Source organism: Streptomyces sp. JJ66 (assembly GCF_019303495.1).
Taxonomy (GTDB): domain Bacteria; phylum Actinomycetota; class Actinomycetes; order Streptomycetales; family Streptomycetaceae; genus Streptomyces.
This window is the reverse complement of sequence record NZ_JAEVFI010000015.1, coordinates 121,092-142,103: the sequence shown is the minus strand read 5'-3', so window position 1 is coordinate 142,103 and position 21,012 is coordinate 121,092. Positions and strand designations below refer to the sequence as shown.

The 21,012-nt window shown below is 72.5% G+C and carries 18 protein-coding genes; 5 read left to right on the top strand and 13 right to left on the bottom strand.

The features are described from left to right. Nucleotides 1-128: 128 nt before the first annotated feature. The 6 genes from JJV70_RS13110 to JJV70_RS13085 form a co-directional block, all read right to left on the bottom strand. A complete protein-coding gene (locus JJV70_RS13110; protein ID WP_219048084.1) occupies nt 129-1,607 on the bottom strand; it encodes a PAS domain-containing sensor histidine kinase in 1,479 nt (492 codons plus the stop codon). A 243-nt stretch (nt 1,608-1,850) separates the two neighbouring features. Further along, a complete protein-coding gene (locus tag JJV70_RS13105) occupies nt 1,851-2,900 on the bottom strand; it encodes an SIS domain-containing protein (protein WP_219048048.1) in 1,050 nt (349 codons plus the stop codon). Nucleotides 2,901-2,939: 39 nt separating this feature from the next. Further along, a complete protein-coding gene (locus JJV70_RS13100) occupies nt 2,940-4,481 on the bottom strand; it encodes a glycoside hydrolase family 3 protein (protein ID WP_219048047.1) in 1,542 nt (513 codons plus the stop codon). Nucleotides 4,482-4,489: 8 nt separating this feature from the next. Beyond that, nucleotides 4,490-5,293 carry a carbohydrate ABC transporter permease gene (locus JJV70_RS13095; RefSeq protein ID WP_308294809.1) on the bottom strand — a complete coding sequence of 268 codons (804 nt, stop codon included), beginning with the start codon at nt 5,291-5,293 and terminating at the stop codon, nt 4,490-4,492. A gap of 113 nt (nt 5,294-5,406) precedes the next feature. Beyond that, nucleotides 5,407-6,402, bottom strand: coding sequence for a carbohydrate ABC transporter permease (locus tag JJV70_RS13090; protein ID WP_219048046.1), 996 nt, complete (start codon nt 6,400-6,402; stop codon nt 5,407-5,409). A 135-nt stretch (nt 6,403-6,537) separates the two neighbouring features. Further along, complete coding sequence (locus JJV70_RS13085; RefSeq protein WP_219048045.1) at nt 6,538-7,812, bottom strand: extracellular solute-binding protein; 1,275 nt, start codon at nt 7,810-7,812, stop codon at nt 6,538-6,540. A 306-nt stretch (nt 7,813-8,118) separates the two neighbouring features. On the opposite strand from JJV70_RS13085, the gene JJV70_RS13080 reads away from it, so the two are divergent. The 3 genes from JJV70_RS13080 (at nt 8,119) to JJV70_RS13070 (ending at nt 11,454) form a co-directional block, all read left to right on the top strand. Then, nucleotides 8,119-8,886: a GntR family transcriptional regulator gene (locus JJV70_RS13080; RefSeq protein WP_219048044.1), complete on the top strand. Its 768-nt coding sequence runs from the start codon at nt 8,119-8,121 to the stop codon at nt 8,884-8,886. Nucleotides 8,887-9,034: 148 nt separating this feature from the next. Further along, nucleotides 9,035-11,251, top strand: coding sequence for a carbon starvation CstA family protein (locus JJV70_RS13075; RefSeq protein ID WP_219048043.1), 2,217 nt, complete (start codon nt 9,035-9,037; stop codon nt 11,249-11,251). Further along, nucleotides 11,248-11,454 (top strand): YbdD/YjiX family protein, encoded by a 207-nt coding sequence (locus JJV70_RS13070; RefSeq protein ID WP_219048042.1) that lies wholly within the window; start codon nt 11,248-11,250, stop codon nt 11,452-11,454. The genes JJV70_RS13075 and JJV70_RS13070 overlap by 4 nt, the downstream gene beginning before the upstream one ends. 10 nt (nt 11,455-11,464) lie before the next feature. Here JJV70_RS13070 and def read toward each other — a convergent pair whose 3' ends face one another. The 7 genes from def to JJV70_RS13035 form a co-directional block, all read right to left on the bottom strand. Then, entirely contained in the window at nt 11,465-12,115 is a 651-nt protein-coding gene (def, locus tag JJV70_RS13065; protein WP_219048041.1) for a peptide deformylase, read from the bottom strand. Between the two features lie 110 nt (nt 12,116-12,225). After that, complete coding sequence (locus tag JJV70_RS13060) at nt 12,226-13,242, bottom strand: tetratricopeptide repeat protein (RefSeq protein ID WP_219048040.1); 1,017 nt, start codon at nt 13,240-13,242, stop codon at nt 12,226-12,228. A gap of 310 nt (nt 13,243-13,552) precedes the next feature. After that, entirely contained in the window at nt 13,553-13,975 is a 423-nt protein-coding gene (rsrA, locus tag JJV70_RS13055) for a mycothiol system anti-sigma-R factor (protein WP_219048039.1), read from the bottom strand. Further along, nucleotides 13,975-14,655: a sigma-70 family RNA polymerase sigma factor gene (locus JJV70_RS13050; RefSeq protein ID WP_374227295.1), complete on the bottom strand. Its 681-nt coding sequence runs from the start codon at nt 14,653-14,655 to the stop codon at nt 13,975-13,977. Before JJV70_RS13050 ends, rsrA begins: the two co-directional genes overlap by 1 nt. A gap of 289 nt (nt 14,656-14,944) precedes the next feature. Further along, nucleotides 14,945-15,592, bottom strand: coding sequence for an alpha/beta family hydrolase (locus tag JJV70_RS13045; protein WP_219048037.1), 648 nt, complete (start codon nt 15,590-15,592; stop codon nt 14,945-14,947). Nucleotides 15,593-15,630: 38 nt separating this feature from the next. Next, on the bottom strand, nt 15,631-16,455 hold the full coding sequence (locus tag JJV70_RS13040; RefSeq protein WP_219048036.1) for an SOS response-associated peptidase: 825 nt from the start codon (nt 16,453-16,455) through the stop codon (nt 15,631-15,633). Between the two features lie 75 nt (nt 16,456-16,530). Next, nucleotides 16,531-18,687: a glycosyltransferase gene (locus tag JJV70_RS13035; RefSeq protein WP_219048035.1), complete on the bottom strand. Its 2,157-nt coding sequence runs from the start codon at nt 18,685-18,687 to the stop codon at nt 16,531-16,533. A gap of 198 nt (nt 18,688-18,885) precedes the next feature. Here JJV70_RS13035 and JJV70_RS13030 point away from each other — a divergent pair, with 198 nt between their 5' ends. Then, nucleotides 18,886-19,599: a M50 family metallopeptidase gene (locus JJV70_RS13030; protein WP_219048034.1), complete on the top strand. Its 714-nt coding sequence runs from the start codon at nt 18,886-18,888 to the stop codon at nt 19,597-19,599. A 90-nt stretch (nt 19,600-19,689) separates the two neighbouring features. After that, complete coding sequence (gene aroA / locus JJV70_RS13025) at nt 19,690-21,003, top strand: 3-phosphoshikimate 1-carboxyvinyltransferase (protein ID WP_219048033.1); 1,314 nt, start codon at nt 19,690-19,692, stop codon at nt 21,001-21,003. The last annotated feature ends 9 nt before the right edge of the window (nt 21,004-21,012 follow it).

The window sequence follows — 21,012 nt, the reverse complement described above, 5'->3', positions numbered from 1 at the left end:
CACACCGTGCCCCGGTGCGGGCGCCCCCGTGCCACCCGGCGCGCGCCCGCGCGCCCCTGGCTCCACCCGTCCGCCCCCCGCGCACCGGGACCCACTGGCCAGGCGAGCCTGCCCGCGCCGGGAACGGGTTACCGCTTCTCCCCCGGTACCGGCAGGTCGAACAGCACCCGGGTGCCCCGCTCCCCCGCCGGCACCATGTCGAACGTGCCCCCCAACTCGCCTTCCACCAGCGTGCGCACGATCTGCAATCCCAGGTTGCCGGAGGTGCGCACGTCGAAGCCCTCGGGCAGCCCGCGCCCGTCGTCCTGGACGGTGACCAGCAGGCGTGGCTCGCCCCCATCCGGTCCGCGCACCGCGCCGACTTCCAGCGCACCGTGCTCCCCCGGCCCGTACCCGTGCTCCAGCGCGTTTTGCAGCACCTCGGTCAGCACCATCGACAGCGGAGTGGCCACCTCGGCGGGCAGGATGCCGAAGCGGCCGGTGCGGCGGCCGGTCACCTTGCCGGGCGCGATCTCGGCGACCATCGCCAGCACCCGATCGGCGATCTCGTCGAAGTCCACCCGCTCGTCCAGGTTCTGGGAGAGCGTCTCGTGCACGATCGCGATCGAGCCGACCCGGCGCACCGCCTCCTCCAGCGCCTCGCGCGCCCGGTTGTCACCGCTCGCGCCGATGCGCCGGGCCTGGAGCCGCAGCAGCGCCGCGACCGTCTGCAAGTTGTTCTTCACCCGGTGGTGGATCTCCCGGATGGTGGCGTCCTTGGTGATCAGTTCCCGCTCCCGGCGGCGCACTTCGGTGACGTCACGCAGCAGGACGAGCGAGCCGATGCGCGTACCTTTGGGCTTGAGCGGGATGGCGCGCAGTTGCACCACACACGCGTCGCCCTCGATCTCCGCCTCGCGCGGCGCCCACCCGCTGGCCAGTTTCACCAGCGACTCGTCCACCGCGCCGCGGGCCGGCGCCAGGTCGGCCGTCGTCTGCCCCAGGTGCAGGCCGACCAGGTCAGCGGCCAGGCCCAGGCGGTGGTAGGCGGACAGGGCGTTGGGGCTGGCGTACTGCACATGTCCCTCGGCGTCCAGCCGGATCAGCCCGTCGCCGACGCGCGGGGAGACGTCCATGTCGCCCTGCTGCCCGGGGAAGGGGAACGCGCCCGCGGCGATCATCTGCGCCAGGTCCGACGCGCTCTGGAGGTACGTCAGCTCCAGCCGGCTCGGCGTGCGGACGGTCAGCAGGTTGGTGTTGCGCGCGATGACGCCCAGGACCCGGCCCTCCCGCCACACCGGAATCGACTCGACGCGCACCGGCACCTCCTCGCGCCACTCCGGGTCGCCCTCGCGGACGATGCGGCCCTCGTCCAGCGCGGAGTCCAGCAGCGGGCGGCGCCCGCGCGGCACGAGGTGGCCCACCATGTCGTCCTGGTAGGACGTCGGGCCGGTGTTCGGGCGCATCTGGGCGACGGAGACGTACCGCGTGCCGTCCCGCGTGGGCACCCACAGCACCAGGTCGGCGAAGGAGAGGTCCGACAGCAGCTGCCATTCGGAGACCAGCAGGTGCAGCCAGTCGAGGTCTGCCTCGCCGAGGGCGGTGTGCTGGCGTACGAGGTCGTTCATGGAGGGCACGCCGTGAGCGTATCCCGGGGCGGGCGCGGGCTCACCGGCCTGGTCAGGGCCCGGACGCACGGGACACACTACGGGCCGCGGCGCCTGGGCGGGACCCTCAGCCCACCCGGCACCGCAGCCCGGAGCGAGGCGGAGACCCCGGCGCCGCCGAGGCGGCAAGCGCCCGGGATCTCGCATTCCGCCCTCCTGTGCGGGGAGGACGGAAGCCGGCGTACCTCCATGACGGACACGGCACTAGCGGGTCTCGGTCACCTTGGCCAGCGCCCGGGGCGCGTCGGGGTTCTGGCCACGGGCGATCGTCACCTCGTAGGCCAGCAGCTGCAGCGGGATGATCTCCAGGATCGGCTGCAGTTCCTCCGCGAGCCCGTCGACGGGCAGCACGAACCCGGCCGACGCCGCCTCGACCTGCGCGCGCGGGCCGATGACGACCAGGTCCGCGCCCCGGTCGCGCAGCCGGTCCAGCACCGGCTGTAGCGCCTCGCCGCCCTTGCCCGCGGTGACGATGGCGATGACCGGCGAGACGTTGTCCACCATGGCCAGCGGCCCGTGCAGCAGGTCCGCGCCCGAGTAGGACAGCGCTGGAATGTAACTCGTCTCCATGAGCTTGAGCGCGGCTTCCTTGGCCGTCGGATAGCCGTAGCCGCGCGAGGTCAGCACCATGCGCTCGGCGAACCGGTAGCGGCCCGCCAGCGCGCGCACCTCACCGGACCGGGCGAGGATCTGCTCGGCCAGCTCCGGCAGCGCCTTCGCCTCGTCGGCGCCGTTGCCGCCGCGCAGTCCGTCGACGAACAGGTACAGCGCGAGCAGCTCCGCGGTGTAGGTCTTCGTCGCGGGCAGCGCCTTCTCCGGCCCGGCCAGCACGTCGATGTGGTATTCGCTGACCTCCGCGAGCGGCGAGTCGGCGTTGTTGGTGACGGCGAGGGTGAGGGCACCGGCCTCGCGCGCCGCCTGGGTGGAGGCGACCAGGTCCGGGGAGCCGCCGGACTGGCTGACGGTGATGACCAGGCAGTCGGTCAGGTCCTGCCGCGCGTGGTAGGCCGTCGTCGTGGACATCGACGTCAGGCCACACGGCTTGCCCAGCAGCACCTCGATCAGGTACTTGGCGTACAGCGCCGCGTTGTCGGAGGTGCCGCGCGCGGTGAGCAGGACGAAGCGCGGCTGCCGCGCGGCGATCTGCTCGGCGACCTCACGGATGCGCGGCGCACCCTCGGCGAGGATGCGGCGCCAGACGGCGGGCTGTTCAGCCATCTCGCCGGACATGATCTGACCGGTCGGGGCGGTCATGCTGGGGGCCTCCAGGATACGGGTGTGCTAGGGCTGCGCTCAGCCGTCGGTACGCCGGCCGGCGATGACTTCGGCCGCGGCTCGGCCGCAGACGCGTGCGGCACCGTGGGTCGCGATGTGCGGCGACCCGGCGGGCGGCGCCTGCGGCAGCCCCATCTCCACCACCACGGTGTCCGGGCGGGCGGCGAGCAGGGCGTCCAGCGCGGCGGCCATCCACGGGTGCCGGTGCACGTCGCGGACCACGGCGACGATCCTACGGTCCCCCGCCTCGGCGAGCACCCGCGCGCTCAGGGCGGCGGCGCCGTCCGTCTCGGCGTCGGTGCGGCCAAAGGAGCCGGTGGTGGTGCCGGGCAGCAGGCGGGCCAGTTCGGCGCCCACGCCCCAGGGTGTCTCGTCGCCGACGGCGATGTTCGCCACCGGGGTGAGGGCGGCCACGTACGGCGGCGTGGCAGGCGGCTGGTAGGACCCGTCGGCCGGGGTGACGCGCAGGGCGCGGCGGGCGGCGGCCAGGCCGACGCCCTCGTCTCCCGGGGCGCCGCGCACCGCGTCGGCCTGCTCAGCCGTCCAGCGGGCCAGCGCGCGGACCCGCTCGGCGGCGTCGCCCAGCCGCTCGGCGGACAGCTCGCCGTCGCGCACCGCCCGTACCAGCGCGTCGCGCAGCCGCAGCACGGTGTCCTCGTCCGCGAGGCCGCCGCCGACGCACACGGCGTCCGCCCCGGCCGCGATGCCCAGCACCGCGCCGCGCTCGATGCCGTGGGTCTGCGCGATGGCCTTCATCTCCACGGCGTCGGTGACGATCAGCCCGTCGAAGCCGAGCCCGCCCGCGGCGACGGGTGCCCGCAGCAGGCCGGTGAGGGCGGCGGGGCTGAGCGTGGCAGGCAGCTTCGCGTCGAGCGCGGGCAGCAGGATGTGCGCGCTCATGACGACCTTGCTCCCGGCCGCGACCGCCGCGCGGAACGGGACGAGTTCGCGCGCGGCGAGGGTGTCGAGATCGACGTCGATGCGCGGCAGCGCGTGGTGGGAGTCAACGCAGGTGTCGCCGTGCCCGGGGAAGTGCTTGGTGCAGGCGGCCACCCCGGCGGCCTGAAGGCCCTCGACGTAGGCGGCGGTGTGCCGGGCGACGCGCTCGGGTTCGGGGCCGAAGGAGCGCACCCCGATCACGGGGTTGGCCGGGTTGGAGTTGACGTCGGCGGACGGCGCCCAGTTGAGGTTGACGCCGCACGCGGCCAGCCGCCGGCCCAGCTCGCGGGCGACGGCGCGGGTGAGCGTGGGGTCGTCGATGGTGCCGAGCGCCAGGTTGCCGGGGAAGGAGGAGCCGGTGCGCGCCTCCAGCCGGGTGACGTCGCCGCCCTCCTCATCGACGGCGACCAGCACGCCGGGCCGTACCACGCGCAGTTCTGCGGTGAGCGCGGCGAGCTGGTCAGCGGAGGCGATGTTGCGCCCGAACAGGCCGACGGACGTCAGCCCCTGGTCGAGCTGGCGCAGCAGCCACGCGGGGGCGGCGGTGCCGGTGAAGCCGGGCTGGAGCACGGCCAGGGCGTCCCGCACCAGCGTGCCGGACTCGTGCGCGAGCGTGGTCATCGGTTACGTCATCCCTTCACCGCGCCGGCGCTGAGGCCGCCGACGGCACGACGCTGGAGGAAGAGGAACAGCAGCAGGACGGGGATCGCGAAGAGCGAGGAGGCGGCCATGGTGGCGCCCCAGTCGTTGCCGAAGGCGGACTGGAACTGGGTCAGCCACAGCGGGAGCGTGTACGCCTCGGGCTCCTTGTTGAGGACCAGCACCATGGCGAACTCGTTCCACGCGGTGATGAACCCGAACAGCGAGGTGGACATCAGGCCCGGCGCGAGCAGCGGGAAGATCACCCGGAAGAACGCCTGGGTGCGGGTGCAGCCGTCGATCATGGCCGCCTCCTCCAGTTCCTTGGGCACGGCGGCGATGAAGCCTCGCAGTGTCCAGATGGTGAAGGGCAGGACCATGACGAAGTAGATGAGGGTCAAAAAGCCGATGCTGTTGAGCACCTGCGCGTCCCGGGCGATCAGGTACATCACGATGACCATGACTTCCCAGGGCGCGAGCTGGGCCATCATCACCGCGAGCACGAGCCCCTTGCGGCCCTTGAACTTCATCCGGACGATGGCGAAGCTCGCCGCGAGGGCCACCGCGAGCGCGATGAGCACCGCGCCCACGGTGGCGGTCACGCTGTTGCGCACGAACGTCCAGAACAGCTCGACCTCGGTGGCTGTGCCGTAGTGCTCGAAGGTGGGCGTGAAGAGGAAGGTGGGCGTCTTGGTCAGGACCTCGGCCGCCGGTTTGAAGGACGTGGAGAACATCCAGTAGACGGGGAAGACGAAGAACGCGACGAGCGCGAGGGCGAGGACGTTCGGCCAGATCCGCCCGAGCGTGCGGCGGCGTCTGGCCCGGCTCGCGGCACGGTCGGGGGCGCGCGGGGGGCGGGGTGCGACGGCGTTCGGCGCGCCGGCCGGTCCGGCCAGGGTGGTGTTGCTCACTGCTCGTCCTCCTGCTTGAGGATCAGGCGGAAGTAGAACGACATCGCGATCAGCAAGGCGAGGATCGTCAGCACGGACGCGGCGGCCGCGATGCCGAACTGCATCTGGCTCATGCCCTCGACGTAGGCGAAGACCGGCAGCGTCTCGGATGCGCGGTTCGGGCCGCCCTGGTTGAGGGCGTAGATCTGCGCGAACGCCTTGAAGACCCAGATGATCTCCAGGAACGTGGTGATCAGGAAGAACGGCTTGAGCAGCGGGAAGACCACCGAGCGGAAGATCCGCCAGTTCGAGGCGCCGTCCATGCGCGCGGCCTCGTACAGCTCTCCGCTGATCATCGTCAGACCGGCGTACATGTTCAGCGCGACGAACGGGATGGACGCCCAGACGACGAGCAGCGTGACGATGGCCAGCGTCGAGAAGCCGGTCTCGAACCAGTTGTGCTGCTCGTACCCGGCGAAGCCGAGGCTGCGCATCACCCAGTTCATGACGCCGAACTGGGTGTCGAACAGCCAGCGGAAGACGGTCGCGGAGGCGACGATCGGCATGGCCCAGGCCATCACCAGGGACAGCGAGAGCACCAGCCGCATCTTCTTGCCGAGCCGGTTCAGCAGCAGCCCGATGAGGGTGCCGCACACCATGATCAGTGCGACGTTGACCGCCATGAAGACGAAGGTGCGCACGACGACGGCCCAGAAGGCGTCGTCGCGGAGGAGTTCGAGGTAGTTGTCGAAGCCGGTCCACACGGTGGCCCGGGAGATCATCTCGGTCCGGCCGAGCTGCTGGAAGGAGACCAGCACGTTGCGGACCAGCGGATAGCCCAGGAACACCGCCAGCGCGAACACGGCGGGGGCGATCAGCAGGTACGGCAGCCAGCCGGTGGGCAGGGACCGTCTGCCGTGGGGGGCGGCCGGCGCCGGGGGGCGGAAGTCCGGGCCGCTGGGCGGCGGCTCCTTGGGGACCGGGGTCGCGCCCTCGGTGGTCTGCACGGTCATGGTCTTCTTCCTCGGACCTTCGTCGAGCCTTCGCCGAGCCGTACGGCACGGCCACGGGCCGGTGCCGTACCGGCGGGGGTGGCGGGGCCCGCCCCGGCCCTGGTGACGCGGGCCGGGGCGGGCACGCCCGGGGGCTCAGCCCTGGTTGATGCGCTCGGTGATGACCTCGTCGGCCTGGTCACCGGCTTTCTGCGGGTCCGTTCCGTTCAGCGCGTTGGTCAGGTACTGCTTGATCGGGTTCGGGTCGGTCTCGACGTTGGCCCAGCCCGGGGTGACGGGGGTGATGCGGCCGACGTCGGCTGCCTTGACCATGGCCTCGGCGAACGAGCCGGGTTCCGGGGTGACCTGCGCGGCCTCCGAGTTGGGCAGCAGCGCGCCGCCGGTGGCCTCGGCGTACTTCTTCATCCACTTCTCGGAGGTGGCCAGCTTCAGCCACTCCTGCGCCAGCTCCTTGTTCTGGGACCGCTCGGAGACGGCGAGGTTGGAGCCGCCGAAGAAGACGTGGCCGGGCTGGTCGGCGGTCTTGCCGGGGATCGGGAAGTAGCCGAAGTCGGCCTCGCCGCCGGCCTCCTCGATCGCGGCGATGGCGCCGCCCGCTTCCCAGCCGAGCCCGATCCAGGAGGCGACGTCACCCTTGGGCACGATGTCGGTGGACTGCTGCGGGGTGGCCTCGTCGGTGTCCTTGGGCGCGGTGGAGAAGGACTGCAGCTCCTCGTAGAAGTTCATGGCCGCCTCGCCCTCCGGGGTGGCCAGCGTGCCCTTCCACTGGTCGCCGTCCTCCACCGCGAGCTTCCCGCCCTCGTCCCACAGGAAACCGGCGTAGACGTACCAGCTCTGGCCCGGCAGGTAGATGGGCTGGGCGTCGGTCTTCTCGTCGATCTTCCGCAGCCCCTCGACCCACTCCTCGCGGGTCTGGGGCACCTCGACCCCGGCGTCCTCGAAGATGCTCTTGTCGTAGATCACGGCGCGGTTGGCCGCGTACCACGGGGCGGCGTAGAGCTTGCCGTCCAGCTCGGCCGAGGGCAGCATGCCCTCGTTCCAGCTGTCATAGCCCAGCTCGTCCTTCAGGCCGGTGAGGTCGGCCAGGCCGCCGGTGACCGCGTAACCGGCGGTCTGGGTGTTGCCGAGTTCCAGGATGTCCGGCGGCGCGTCCTCGGACAGCGAGGTGGTGATCCTCTCCTGGATGCCGTTCCACTGCTGTTCCTGGACGTCCACGGTCACGCCCTCGTGGGCCGCCTCGAACTCCTTGTTGAGCTCGGTGACCCACTCCTCGGGAGCGGAGCCGTCCATTACCCACACGGTGAGCTTCTGGTCACCGTCGGTACTCAGCGTGTCCTCGCCGCCGGAACCGCACGCCGCGACTCCCATCATCGCCGCCACACCGATGGCCGCTATGAGCTTGCGCCTCACGTCACCCTCCTCGGGATGCAGAAACCTCCCGCCCACCGCGAGGACATACGTGCGAAGTAGTGCCCGTGGGACTGGGATTGGCCTTTAATGGTTTAGACCAGTTCCCGCAGCTTGGCCTAGACCTATAGGGGTGTCAAGGGTGTATAAGAGGGGCGGCCCCGTCCGTTACCGGACCGACATCTGTACCGGACGGCAGCCGCCCGCGCGCCCCGTGCCAGGATGTGGGGCCGAAAGTGCCCAGCCGGTCGGCCGGACAGGTCACGCTAAGGGAGTCGGAGGAAGCCGGTGACGGCAGCAGGACGACACGTGAGCACACCCGAGGGTGTCAGCGACAACGGCTCGGGCGGGGCCGCGTCGCGGACGGCGCGTGTACCCAAGTATTACCGTCTCAAGCGCCACCTGCTGGAGATGACCGAAACCATGCCCCCCGGTACCCCCGTGCCGCCGGAGCGCACGCTGGCCACCGAGTTCGACACCTCGCGCACCACCGTGCGGCAGGCGCTGCAGGAGCTGGTCGTCGAGGGACGGCTCGAACGCATCCAGGGCAAGGGCACCTTCGTCGCCAAGCCGAAGGTCTCGCAGGCGCTGCAGCTGACCTCCTACACCGAGGACATGCGCGCGCAGGGGCTGGAGCCGACGTCCCAGCTGCTCGACATCGGCTACGTTACCGCCGACGACCGGCTGGCCGGTCTGCTGGACGTGCCAGCGGGCGGGCGCGTGCTGCGCATCGAGCGGCTGCGGCTGGCCAGCGGCGAGCCGATGGCCATCGAGACCACGCACCTGTCCCAGAAGCGCTTCCCGGCGCTGCGGCGCAGCCTGATGAAGTACGCCTCGCTCTACACGGCGCTGTCGGAGGTCTACGACGTCCAGCTGGCGGAGGCCGAGGAGACGATCGAGACCGCGCTCGCCTCGCCCCGTGAGGCGGGCCTGCTCGGTACCGACGTCGGCCTGCCGATGCTGATGCTCTCCCGCCACTCCTACGACCGCGACGGCGAGCCCGTCGAGTGGGTCCGTTCCGTCTACCGTGGCGACCGCTACAAGTTCGTAGCCCGCCTCCGCCGCCCGGCGGACTGACCCCGGGCGCCCGCCCACGGCCGTTCACCGCAGAACTCGACCGTTCGGCCTCCCGCGTTCTTGACACCAAGTGACGCCCACCGCACCGCTGACCTAGATTTCCTCCGCGCGGCAGAGCAACCACCTGCAGGAACGGAGTGAGTCGGGCATGACCGAACCCGCAGCAGCAGCCGGAACCGGGGGCCGGACGGGACGCGGCGGCCCGTCGCCGAAGACGATCGCGGTGTGGACGGCCGTGGCCCTCGTCGGTGCCGTCAGCTGGGCCGTGCTCGCGCTCTCCCGGGGCGAGGAAGTCTCCGCCGCCTGGATGGTGGCCGCCGCACTCGGCAGCTACGCGATCGGCCACCGCTTCTACGCGCGCTTCATCGCCTACCGCGTCCTGCGGGTGGACAAGACCCGCGCCACCCCCGCCGAACGGCTCGACAACGGCGTCGACTTCCACCCCACCGACCGGCGCGTGCTGTTCGGGCACCACTTCGCCGCGGTCGCCGGGGCGGGGCCCCTCGTCGGCCCGGTGCTCGCCGCGCAGATGGGCTATCTGCCCGGGACGATCTGGATCATCGTCGGCGTCATCTTCGCCGGGGCTGTGCAGGACATGGTCACGCTGTTCTTCTCCACCCGGCGCAACGGCCGCTCGCTGGGGCAGATGGCGCGCGATGAGATCGGGCCGTTCGGCGGCGCCGCCGCGCTCGTCGCCGTCTTCGCCATCATGATCATCCTGCTCGCGGTGCTGGCACTGGTGATCGTCAACGCCCTCGCGCACTCCCCGTGGGGCGTGTTCTCGATCGCGATGACGATCCCGATCGCCCTGTTCATGGGCTTCTACCTGCGGGTGCTGCGGCCTGGCCGGGTGACCGAGGTGTCCGTCATCGGCGTCGCGCTGCTGCTGCTCGCGATCGTGGCGGGGGGCTGGGTGGCGGAGTCTGCCTACGCCGACGCCTTCACCCTGGCGCCGGGCACGCTGGTGGTGTGGATGGCGGCCTACGGCTTCGTCGCCTCGGTGCTGCCGGTGTGGATGCTGCTGGCGCCGCGCGACTACCTGTCCACGTTCATGAAGGTCGGCACGATCGCGCTGCTCGCCCTCGGCGTGGTCATCGCGCTGCCGACGCTGAAGATGCCCGCCGTCACCGAGTTCGCCGCGCGCGGCGACGGCCCCGTCTTCGCCGGTTCGCTCTTCCCGTTCGTCTTCATCACCATCGCCTGCGGGGCGCTCTCCGGCTTCCACGCCCTGGTCTCCTCCGGCACCACGCCGAAGATGATCCAGAAGGAGACACAGGTCCGCATGGTCGGCTACGGCGCGATGCTGACGGAGTCGTTCGTCGCCGTGATGGCGATGATCACCGCCTGCATCATCGACCCGGGCCTGTTCTTCGCGGTCAACTCCCCGGCCGGCGTCCTCGGCGAGACGGTGGAGTCGGCGTCCCGGGCGGTGGCCGACCTCGGGTTCTCCATCTCCCCGGAGACGCTGGCCGCCGCGGCCGCCTCCGTGGAGGAGGAGAGCCTGCTCTCCCGCACCGGTGGCGCGCCGACCTTCGCCCTGGGCATGTCCGAGATCTTCTCGGCGGTGATCGGCGGCGCCGCCATGAAGGCGTTCTGGTATCACTTCGCGATCATGTTCGAGGCACTGTTCATCCTCACCACCCTGGACGCCGGAACCCGCGTCGGCCGCTTCATGCTCCAGGACACCCTCGGCAACGTCTTCAAGCCGATGAAGGACGTCAGCTGGAAGCCCGGCGTGTGGCTGGCCAGCGCGCTGGTGGTGGGCGGCTGGAGCTACTTCCTGTGGGTCGGGGTGCACGACCCACTCGGCGGCATCAACCAGCTGTTCCCGCTGTTCGGCATCGCCAACCAGCTGCTGGCGGCCGTCGCGCTGGCGGTGTGCACCACGCTGCTGGTGAAGTCCGGACGCCTGAAGTGGGCCTGGGTGACAGCGGTACCGCTGGCCTGGGACGTCGCCGTGACGCTCACGGCGAGCTGGCAGAAGATCTTCTCCTCCGACCCGGCCCTGGGCTTCTTCACCCAGCGCCGCGTCTACCAGGAGGCGATCGAACGCGGCGAGGTCCTGGCACCGGCGAGCACCATGGGCGAGATGCACACCGTCGTCACCAACTCCACCGTGGACGGTGTGCTCGCCGCCCTGTTCGCCGCGCTCATCATCATCGTCATCGCGGACGCGGGCCGGATGTGCTGGAAGGCCGTACACGCGCCGCAGACGGTCACGCTGCACGAGGCACCCTACGAGCGCTCGAAGCTGGTCGCACCGGCCGGGCTCATCCCGACGAAGGAGGAGAAGGCGGAACTGGCCGCTCTCACCGCCGGGCGCGACGGCGAGAGCCCCGAGCCGTCAGCCGGTGTGCGGTCGTGACGCGGGGCCGCCGACTCCGCACGGCCGCCGCCCGCGTGCGCTGGCTGTGGCGCGAGGCGACGGGCGAGGCCGCCTACGACCGGTACGTGGCACACGCCCGCCGCCACGACCAGGCGGCGCCGGTGCTCAGCCGCCGCGCGTTCGAACGCCGTCGCACCGACGCCCGCGAGGCGGACCCCCGCGAGGGCTTCCGCTGCTGCTAGGGCACGGAACTCAAGACTGGGGGCCTGGCACCGTCTCATAGCGCGGGGTGGACTCGGCCATCTGCCGCAGGACGTCCTTGCGCTCCCGCTTGGACAGGCGGTCGATGTACAGCCGCCCGTACAGGTGGTCCGTCTCGTGCTGGAGGCAGCGGGCGAAGTAGCCGGTGCCGCGCACCCTGATCGGCTTGCCGTCGGTGTCCTGGCCGGTGACGACGGCGTAGTCGGGCCGGGCGAGTTCGCAGTAGGCGCCGGGGACGGACAGGCAGCCCTCGTTGCTGTCGTCCAGCACGCGGCGCTCGGCGGGCAGTTCCTCCAGCACCGGGTTGCACACCACGCCGACGTGCCGCACACCGTCGTCGTCCGGACAGTCGTAGACGAACACCTTCAGGTCGATGCCGATCTGGTTGGCGGCGAGCCCGACGCCCTCGGCGGCACGCTGCGAGGCGAACATGTCGTCCACCAGGGCCGCCAGCTCGGGGCCGAACTCGGTGACGTCCCGGCACTCGCGGTGCAGCACCGGGTTGCCCACCACGGTGATGGGGCGGGCGGTGCCGCGCTCCCGGTGCGCGCTCTCGCGTGCCTCGCAGTCCTCGGTGTCGAGGATGAACTCCGCGTCGGCCGCGTCGGTGCGCGCCTCACCGGTCTGTTGCTGCTGGGCCATGCCGCCGTACGCCTTCCTCGACTGCTGCTGGGGGTCGCCCTACAGGGTAAGGCTCCGGGCGGCGGCGACGGCCCGGGGCCGGTGGCCAGGCGCCGGGAGACGGGCGCGGGTCAGCAGACCTCTTCCAGATCCCGCCACTCGCGGGTGTCGGGGCTGTCGGCGACCCAGCCGTCCAGCAGGCCGCGGACCAGCGAGGCGGGCGCGGCCAGTCCGCACTCCCGCTCGGGCGTCCACACCTGGTCCGGGCCGCCGCCCGCGGTCATGTGGCCCAGCGGCCCGGGCTGGCCGGGTTCACTGTGATCGTGCGGGTCGTGCCGGGGCGCGGTGCCGTCGCCCTCGTCGCTGGGCATCCGGGACTCCGAGCAGGAGCGGCACAGCAGCCGCACCGAGGAGGACCAGTCCTCGGCGGCGAAGCCCGCCTCGGCCGCCAGGTGTTCCAGCGCCTCGCGGTCGCTCTCGGTGGCGGCCTCCAGCAGCACCACCCAGGTCGGCACCGGCGAGGGCGCCCAGAGTTCTATCTCGTCGAAGACGGGGAAGGCGGCGGGCCGCGACCCGCCGGAGACCGTGCGCTCGCCGTGCGGGACGCCGTCGTGCAGGACCACCTCGCCCCAGCGGCGCCCGGAGGACGGCAGCGGGATGGACTGCACGGCTATGCGGGCCGGGTCCAGCCGACGGCCCCAGACCACCTCGGACTCGCCCTCCGGGGACAGCCGGACGGCGGCGCTGCCCAGCCGCATCCCCAGCGGCTCACCCGTGCCGGTGCCGCCCGCGGCGTCGGTGGGCACCTTCAGCCCGTACGCCTGCCAGGCGCGGCGGGCCAGCGGCCAGTCCTGCAGGGCGGTGGCGGCGATGCCGACGTTCCACCAGTCGGGAGCCCCGGCGGCGCGCTCCAGCAGGGCGACGGCCCGCAGCCCGGTAGTGCGCGCCTGCTCCCAGTCGTGGCGGAACTTGTGCAGCAGCGCCAGGTTGAACCAGGACTCCGAGCGCCATGGCTCCAGGTCCGCGGCCCGCGTCAGCAGCTCTCCGGCGTCCTCGTACCGTCCGTCGCCGATCAGGGTGAAGGCCCGATCGGTGGCCAGCCGCCAGTCGGTGGACGGCCGGTGCCGTGCCTTGCCGAAGATCCTCACGATGCTCCCGCCTGATTCCCGCCTGTCGATGGTGGCGTGTACCCGGTCGAGCGCGCCGTCTGCGGCGCGTGGGGGTGCCCTGGGGGTCCGCTTACCGTGCTCTGCCCTCGCATCCAACCATGCCCGCTCCCGGGTGTGCTCAAGACCCGGGTGCCGGACCGTTCCGTGCGGCTGTACCAGCCCCTTACAGGGTCAGCTTGCGACAGGCGCCCGCAGGGCGCGACACGACGGGACCCGGGGGCGGACGGGCAGGGGGCGGGGCGGTGGCATGGGGACCGGGCTGAACGGGGCGGCGGTGGCGGGAGCCCGCTCAGCGGACGGTACGGCGAACGGAGGCCGCCGGGCCGGAGCCGCCGGGCTCCTCGGCGGACGGCGGCGGGGGGGCGGCGGCGGTGGCCGGGGCCTGCCCGGGCTGTGCGGACGGGTCGCCGTGGGAGTAGCCGGAGGTGTCCAGCACCGCCTGGTCGGGCACCTGCTCCCCCGCGCGGATGAGGTCGATGCGCCCCATCACCTTCGAACGCAGGTCCGTGGGGACGTCGTCGTGCCCGCAGCACCGCTTGACCAGCTTCTTCACCGCCTGCTCCAGCCCGTACTTCTCCAGGCAGGGCGAGCACTCGTCGAAGTGCTCCGCGAGCTTTTCGCGGTCTGTTTCGGGCATCTCCTGGTCCAGGTATTCGTACAGGTGGTCCAGGACCTCGGAGCAGTCTGTCTCGTGCGGCTCTCCGCAGCTCATCAGTCCGAGCCCTTCCGGTCGTGCGCCTCGTCGAACCCCCCGGAACTGGCCGCATTGGCCGCCGCGCCTGCCGGGACGAGCCCGCGCTCGCGGGCGTAGTCCTCCAGCATGCCGCGCAGCTGGCGGCGGCCTCGGTGCAGCCGTGACATCACGGTGCCGATCGGCGTCCCCATGATGTCGGCGATCTCCTTGTAGGCAAACCCCTCGACGTCCGCGAGGTAGACCGCGATGCGGAACTCCTCGGGGATCGCCTGCAGGGCCTCCTTCACGTCGGTGTCCGGCAGGTGGTCCAGCGCCTGCGACTCCGCGGAGCGCAGGCCGGTTGACATGTGCGACTCGGCGCGGGCCAGCTGCCAGTCCTCGATCTCCTCCGCCGCGCTGCGCTGCGGTTCGCGCTGCTTCTTGCGGTAGGAGTTGATGAACGTGTTGGTCAGGATGCGGTAGAGCCACGCCTTGAGGTTGGTGCCCTCGCGGAACTGGTGGAACGAGCCATACGCCTTGGCGTACGTCTCCTGCACCAGGTCTTCGGCGTCGGCCGGGTTGCGCGTCATGCGCAGGGCGGCCGAGTACATCTGGTCCAGGTAGCCGAGGGCGTCGCGCTCAAAGCGTGCGGTGCGCTCGGCGTCGGTCTCCCGCGATGCGCGCTGCTGACTGTCCTCGGTGCCGGTGACCGGACCCACCTCCTGCGTTGCGGCGGTGGGCCCGGGGCCGGGCCCACTCGAACCGGAGGATAGACGACCCGGACCGGATCGCACCTCATCCGCCGCGTCCATCGTCCGGGCACCGGCCAGCGCGAGCGTGGCCCAGTCCACGTCAATGGCCCGGGGACGCTGCGGGCAGGCGACAGAACCCATGGGGCGGCTCCCTTTCGTCACGCGTGTGCGTCGTGTCGTCATCCGTATGCTCGTGCGGCCGGTGCGTCATGCGTTCAGCCCCCGGCACCGATGCACAACAGCCGCACCCGCGCATTCATTCCCGCGCCAGCCCCAGGCGTGGCACCCAGTGCGTGACGGCGGCCACGACCGCCGCCAGCGCCGCCTCCTGGGTGGTGTCGGCGCGCTGGGGCACGGCGAAGCCGTGGTCGGCGTCCGGTACGGGCACCAGGTCAGTGCCGGACGGGAACTCGCCGGGCCGCCCGAAGGGGTCCCGGCCGCCCTGGACGACACGGACCGGCACCCCGGCCCCCGCCAGCTCCGCCGCCCGCGACGAGGCGGGCCGCCCCGGCGGGTGCAGCGGGAACGCCAGCGCGAGCACGCCCGCGGCGCCCAGCTCGGCGGCGGTGCGGCAGGCCACCCGGGCCCCCGCGCTGCGCCCCCCGGCGACCACCGGCACCCCGGGCGCGGTGAGCGCGGGCCACAGCGCCCGCCAGGCGGCGTCCAGCGTCTTCGGCGCGGGCGCCACCTTGCGTCCGGCCACCCGCCAGGGCTGCTCGACGAGGGCGACGGTGACGCCGTGCGCGGGCAGCGCGGCGGCCAGCGCCATCAGGTCGCGGGCCTCGATGCCGCCGCCGGCGCCGTGGCCGAGGGCGAGGACGGCGCGGGCGCCGGGCGCGGAATGCCAGGTGACGCGGGCGTCGCCGGCTGGGGTGGGGACGGTCTGCGGTGTGGGGCTGCTCATGGACGTCAGGCTGCCAGAGAACGCGGGCGGGCCCGGCGTCAGAACAGCGTCTTCTCCTCCGGCTCCGCCAGTTCCCGCAGCAGCTGCGGGGAGTTGTTGCGCACGTTGCTCACCTCGGTGCTGACCGGGTACGCGCGGTGCCGCCCGGTGGGCAGGCCGCTGAGCAGGTCGCGCAGTTCGCCCTCGTCCGTGCGCGCCGGGTCGAGCCAGGCGTCCCAGCGCTCGGGGGGCAGCGCGATGGGCATGCGCGGGTGGATGTCGGCCAGCGAACGCGGCCCGTCCGCGCCGTGCGCGCCCGCGTCCGGCAGCGCGGCCGTCTCGGCCTCGGTGGTGAGCACCGTGCACGTCACCCACCAGGCGCGCGGGTCCCCCTCGGGACGGGTGCCATCGCGCCAGAACTCGTACAGCCCGGCCAGCGCCATCACCGAGCCGTCGGCGGGCGTGACGAAGTAGGGCTGCTTGCGGGCGCGCTTGCGGCGCCCCCGCTGCTCCAGGTCCAGCTCGCCCTTGCCCGTCACCCACTCGAAGTAGCCGTCGGCGGGGAGCAGGCAGCGCCGGGAGGTGAAGGCGCGGCGGAAAGCGGCCTTCTCGTGCGCCGTCTCCGCCCGGGCGTTGATCATCTTCACGCCCAGCTCCGGCGACTTCGCCCACGACGGCACCAGACCCCAGCGCAGCACGCGCAGTTGCCGCACCGGCTCGGTGCGCTCTTCCCCCTTCAGCGGCCGGTCCAGCACCGCGAAGACGTCTTTGGTCGGTGCCACGTTGTAGTCGGGTGCCAGCGTCTCCCTGGGCTCCCACGTGTGCACATCGAACAGCCCCACCAGGTCCTCGGGGCTCCGGCTGGACGCGTACCTACCGCACATGAGTGCCACCCTGCCACGCCGCGCTGACAGCCGGTACGGCGCGGCAGGGTTCCGGTGCGGTGGGGGTACGGCGGTTCAGTCCTCGTCCTCCCGCGCGGCCAGGTCGCGGGCGCTGAGGGCCAGTTCGCTCCGGAACGTGAGGTAGGGCACGACGCGGGTGGCGCCGCGCTCGGGGTGGGCCAGCACCAGCGGCGGGAACTTGTCGGACTTGCGGCGGTCGGCCACGTCTCCGCCGATCCGGGCCAGCGGGACCCGTCCGGCTCCGGGGGCCGCCACCAGGCACAGGTCCCACAGGTCGTGCTCCACGGTGCGCCGCGCCATCAGCTCGGCGTAGGGCACCGTCGCGGTCAGCCGGCCGTCCGGCAGGGTCTGGGCCGGCACCTCCACGTCGTGGGCCGCGTTCTCGCGGGAGACGGCGACGACAACGGCCTCGGGCCCCACCTCGACGCCGTACAGGATCGCGGTGACGGTCGCCGCGGCCTCCCCCACCACCACCTGGTCCACCTCGGCATGCCGCGGCCGCAGCCAGGTGCGCAGGCTGAGGTTGCCCTCGGCGGTCGTGTAGGGCACCCAGGACGTGGTGCCCCCGGCGCCCGGCTGCGGCGGCAGCGTCACCAGCGCGGCGGTCTCCACCAGGTCGGCGGCGACCCGGCGGCCCCGGCCCTGGCCGCCGCTGGGCACCACGTACGCGTCCCAGCGGCCTTCGGCGAGGGTGTGCGCGGCGCGTTCCACGACGGTCTCGACGCGCCCGCCGACCGCCTGCGCCTTGTCCGGCAGGGGCACCCGGACGGCGCGGCGCTCCTCGTCGTTACGCAGCCGCAGCACCAGTTCGTGCGCCCGGTTCGGCATGCCCGTGGCGTCGATGCGCACCGCAAGGCCGCCGTCGCCGGTGGCCTCCGCGTGCGCGCGGGGCACCCAGCGCGGCCGGGGCTTCGCTGCCCCGGCCGTGGGGGCGGACCCTCGGCGGCCCGGACGCAGTCTGCGGCGCAGCGCCGCCCGCAGCCGCTCCCCCAGCGTCTTCGGCTGCTCGCGCTGCCCCGGCTGCTCGCGCGGAACGCTCGTCAGGCTCATTCCGCGGGCGGCGGCGAGTTCCGCGATCAGGCTGAGGTAGCGCTCGGCGATCGTGGCGGGCTCGTACTGCCGGACGGTCCGCAGGGCCGCGCGCCCCATCTCCCGGCGGCGCTCCTCGTCGTCGATGAGCCGGATCAGAGCGTCGGCGAAGGCGTCCTCGCCGCCCTCCAGCGGCACCAGCAGCCCGTCCTCGCCGTGCGTGATGATCTCGCCGGGACCGTAGGGGCAGTCGGTGGCCACCACCGGCACGCCGCAGTGCATGGCCTCAACGATCGTCATGCCGAAGGACTCCTTGTCGGAGGAGACGGCGGCGATGGCGCCCTTGGCCCACTCGGTCTCGATCGGCGTGACGGCCCCCATGAGCCGGGCCCGGTTGTACAGGCCCAGCTCCTCGATCAGCTGCCGCAGCTCCTCGCTCTTGCGGCCCCGGCCGTACAGGCGCAGGTTCCAGTCGGGGCGCTCGGCCGCCACCTTGGCGAAGGCCCGGATGAGGCGGTCGTAGCGCTTGATGGGGATGAGGCGGCCGGCGGCGACGATGGTCTTCGAGGACTGGTCGGAGGCCCTGACCTCCGGCGCTGGCACGGCGTTGGGGATGCACAGGATGCGCGTGGTCACCTCGGGCAGGGTCGCGCGGTAGTGCCGCGCGTCCGCCTCGGAGACGGTGACGAAGGCGTCCAGGCTGGCGAGCGCCGCGTTCTGGTCGGCGGCCAGCTCGGCGTTGTGCGTGGCGAGACTGACGTGCTCCTGGCCCAGGCGCAGGTAACGGTTCTCCCCGTAGCGGTCGAGGTAGCCGTTGAGGATGGGCCGGGTGCCGATCACCACGTCCGCGTCGGTCTCCCGCAGGTACGCGGCCACCCGCTCGTCCGTCAGCCGGGTCGGCGCGATCTCGCTCTTGCTCACCCCGTGGTCCTCCCACAGGACGCTGTCCTCGGCCTGGTGGGGGTGAGCGCCGTCGTATCCCGGAGAGTTCTTGCGCCAGTCGATGAGCGAGTGGATCCTCACTCCGCGGCCGAAGCTGAGGCGTGGTTCGTCCCGGGAGCGGTACACCGACGTGATCTGGACCGAGTGACCCGCCGCCGCCAGGGCCGCGCTGAGGTTGGCCGTTGACCGGATCGTCCCCCCGATCCCGTACGCGTTGTACAACAAGAACGCGATATTCACGTCACACCTTTCCTGAGTGGCTGCTGCGGGCCCTCACGGACAGCTCCCGGCCAAGCGCACACTGATGGTCGACGGATCATCGTACCCGCCCCAAAAAGTGCATACCGGCACGGGCACCCCTTCGCGCCCCGCACCTCTCTCACCCCAGACTCACATCGGCATGCCATGGTTGTACGCTCACCCAAACGGCAGGAACGCATGGGCACTGACGACATCACCGACGTGTGGGACCGGGTCACCGGGACCCAGCCGGGGCCCGGGCTGTGGCTGATCATCGCGACCGGCGTGCTGGCGTGCGCCGTGGTGGCGCTGCGCGCGCCCTGGCGGCTGGCCCGCAACGCGATAACGATCGCCCACGAGGGCGGGCACGGCCTGACCGCCCTGGTAACCGGGCGTCAACTCGACGGCATCAGGCTGCATTCCGACACCTCCGGGCTGACCGTCTCGCGCGGCAAACCCACCGGGGTGGGCATGGTCCTCACCGCCGCCGCCGGCTATCCGGCGCCCTCGCTGCTGGGTCTGGGCGGGGCCTGGCTGCTGGCGGCCGGGCACATCACGGCGCTGCTGTGGGGTGCGACGGCACTGCTGCTCGCGCTGCTGGTGATGGTGCGCAACGCCTACGGCGTACTCAGCGTGGTGGTGACCGGAGCGGCGTTCCTCCTCGTCTCCTGGCTGACGCCCGCCGAGGTGCAGGCGCTGTTCGCCTACGCGGTGGTGTGGTTCCTGCTGCTGGGCGGGGTGCGGCCGGTCTTCGAGCTCCAGCGCAAGCGGCGCACGGGCGAGGCCCCGGACAGCGACGCGGACCAGCTGTACCGGCTCACCAACGTGCCGCCGCTGGGCTGGCTGCTGCTCTTCCACGCCGTCACGCTGTGCTCGCTGATCGGCGGCGGCAGCCGCCTGCTCGGGCTGTGACGCGCACACGGCGCGGGCGGCGGCACCGGGCGTTCGCGGCGCCTTCCGCCGCGATCCGGTGGCGGGCGGCCACGCACTACAGTGAGAGCCATGACCGCCACCGCTGCCCACTGGCCGGCTCCCACCGCGTCCGGACCCATCGACGCGACCGTCACCGTGCCCGGTTCCAAGTCGGTCACCAACCGCGCGCTCGTCCTCGCCGCGCTGGCCTTTGAGCCCGGCTGGCTGCGCCGGCCGCTGCGGTCCCGCGACACCGTGCTCATGGCCGACGCGCTGCGGGCGCTGGGCGTGGGCATCGAGGAGGGCGTCGGCCCCGACGGCACCGGTGAGGCGTGGCGCGTCATCCCGGCCGGGCTGCACGGCCCGGCGGCGGTGGACGTCGGTAACGCGGGCACGGTGATGCGCTTCCTGCCGCCGGTCGCGGCGCTGGCCGACGGACCGGTCCGCTTCGACGGCGACCCCCGCTCCCACGAGCGCCCGCTGCACGGCGTCATCGACGCGCTGCGCGGCCTGGGCGCCCGCATCGACGACGACGGGCGCGGCGCGCTGCCGCTGACCGTGCACGGCGGCGGCTCCCTGACCGGCGGCCCGGTGGAGGTGGACGCCTCCTCCTCCAGCCAGTTCGTCAGCGCCCTGCTGCTGTCCGGGCCGCGCTTCAACCAGGGCGTGGAGGTGCGCCACACCGGTGCCACGCTGCCCTCGATGCCGCACATCCGGATGACGGTGGACATGCTGCGCGCGGCCGGGGCGCAGGTGGACACCCCGGAGGCCGGCGGCGAGCCGAACGTGTGGCGGGTGACGCCCGGCGCCCTGCTGGGACGGGATCTGGTGGTGGAGCCGGACCTGTCCAACGCCCAGCCCTTCCTGGCCGCCGCCCTGATCACCGGCGGCCGCGTCACCATCCCGGACTGGCCACGGCAGACCACCCAGCCGGGTGACGCGCTGCGGGAGATCTTCACCGCCATGGGCGGCAGCTGCGAGCTGGACGAGCGTGGCCTGACGCTCACCGGCACCGGCCGCGTGCGCGGCATCGACGTCGATCTCGGCGACGTCGGCGAGCTGACGCCCGGCATCGCCGCCGTCGCGGCGCTCGCCGACTCCGAGTCGGTGCTGCGCGGCGTGGCCCACCTGCGGCTGCACGAGACGGACCGGCTGGCGGCGCTCACCAAGGAGATCAACGGCCTCGGCGGCGACGTCACCGAGACCGCCGACGGTCTGCGCATCCGCCCGCGCCCGCTCCAGCGCGGCGTCTTCCACACCTACGACGACCACCGGCTGGCCACCGCCGGTGCCGTGCTGGGCCTGGCCGTGCCCGGCGTGGAGGTGGAGAACGTCGCGACGACGGCCAAGACGCTGCCAGACTTCCCCGAACTGTGGCAGGCCATGCTCGGCACGGAGTCCTGAGAGCGTCCT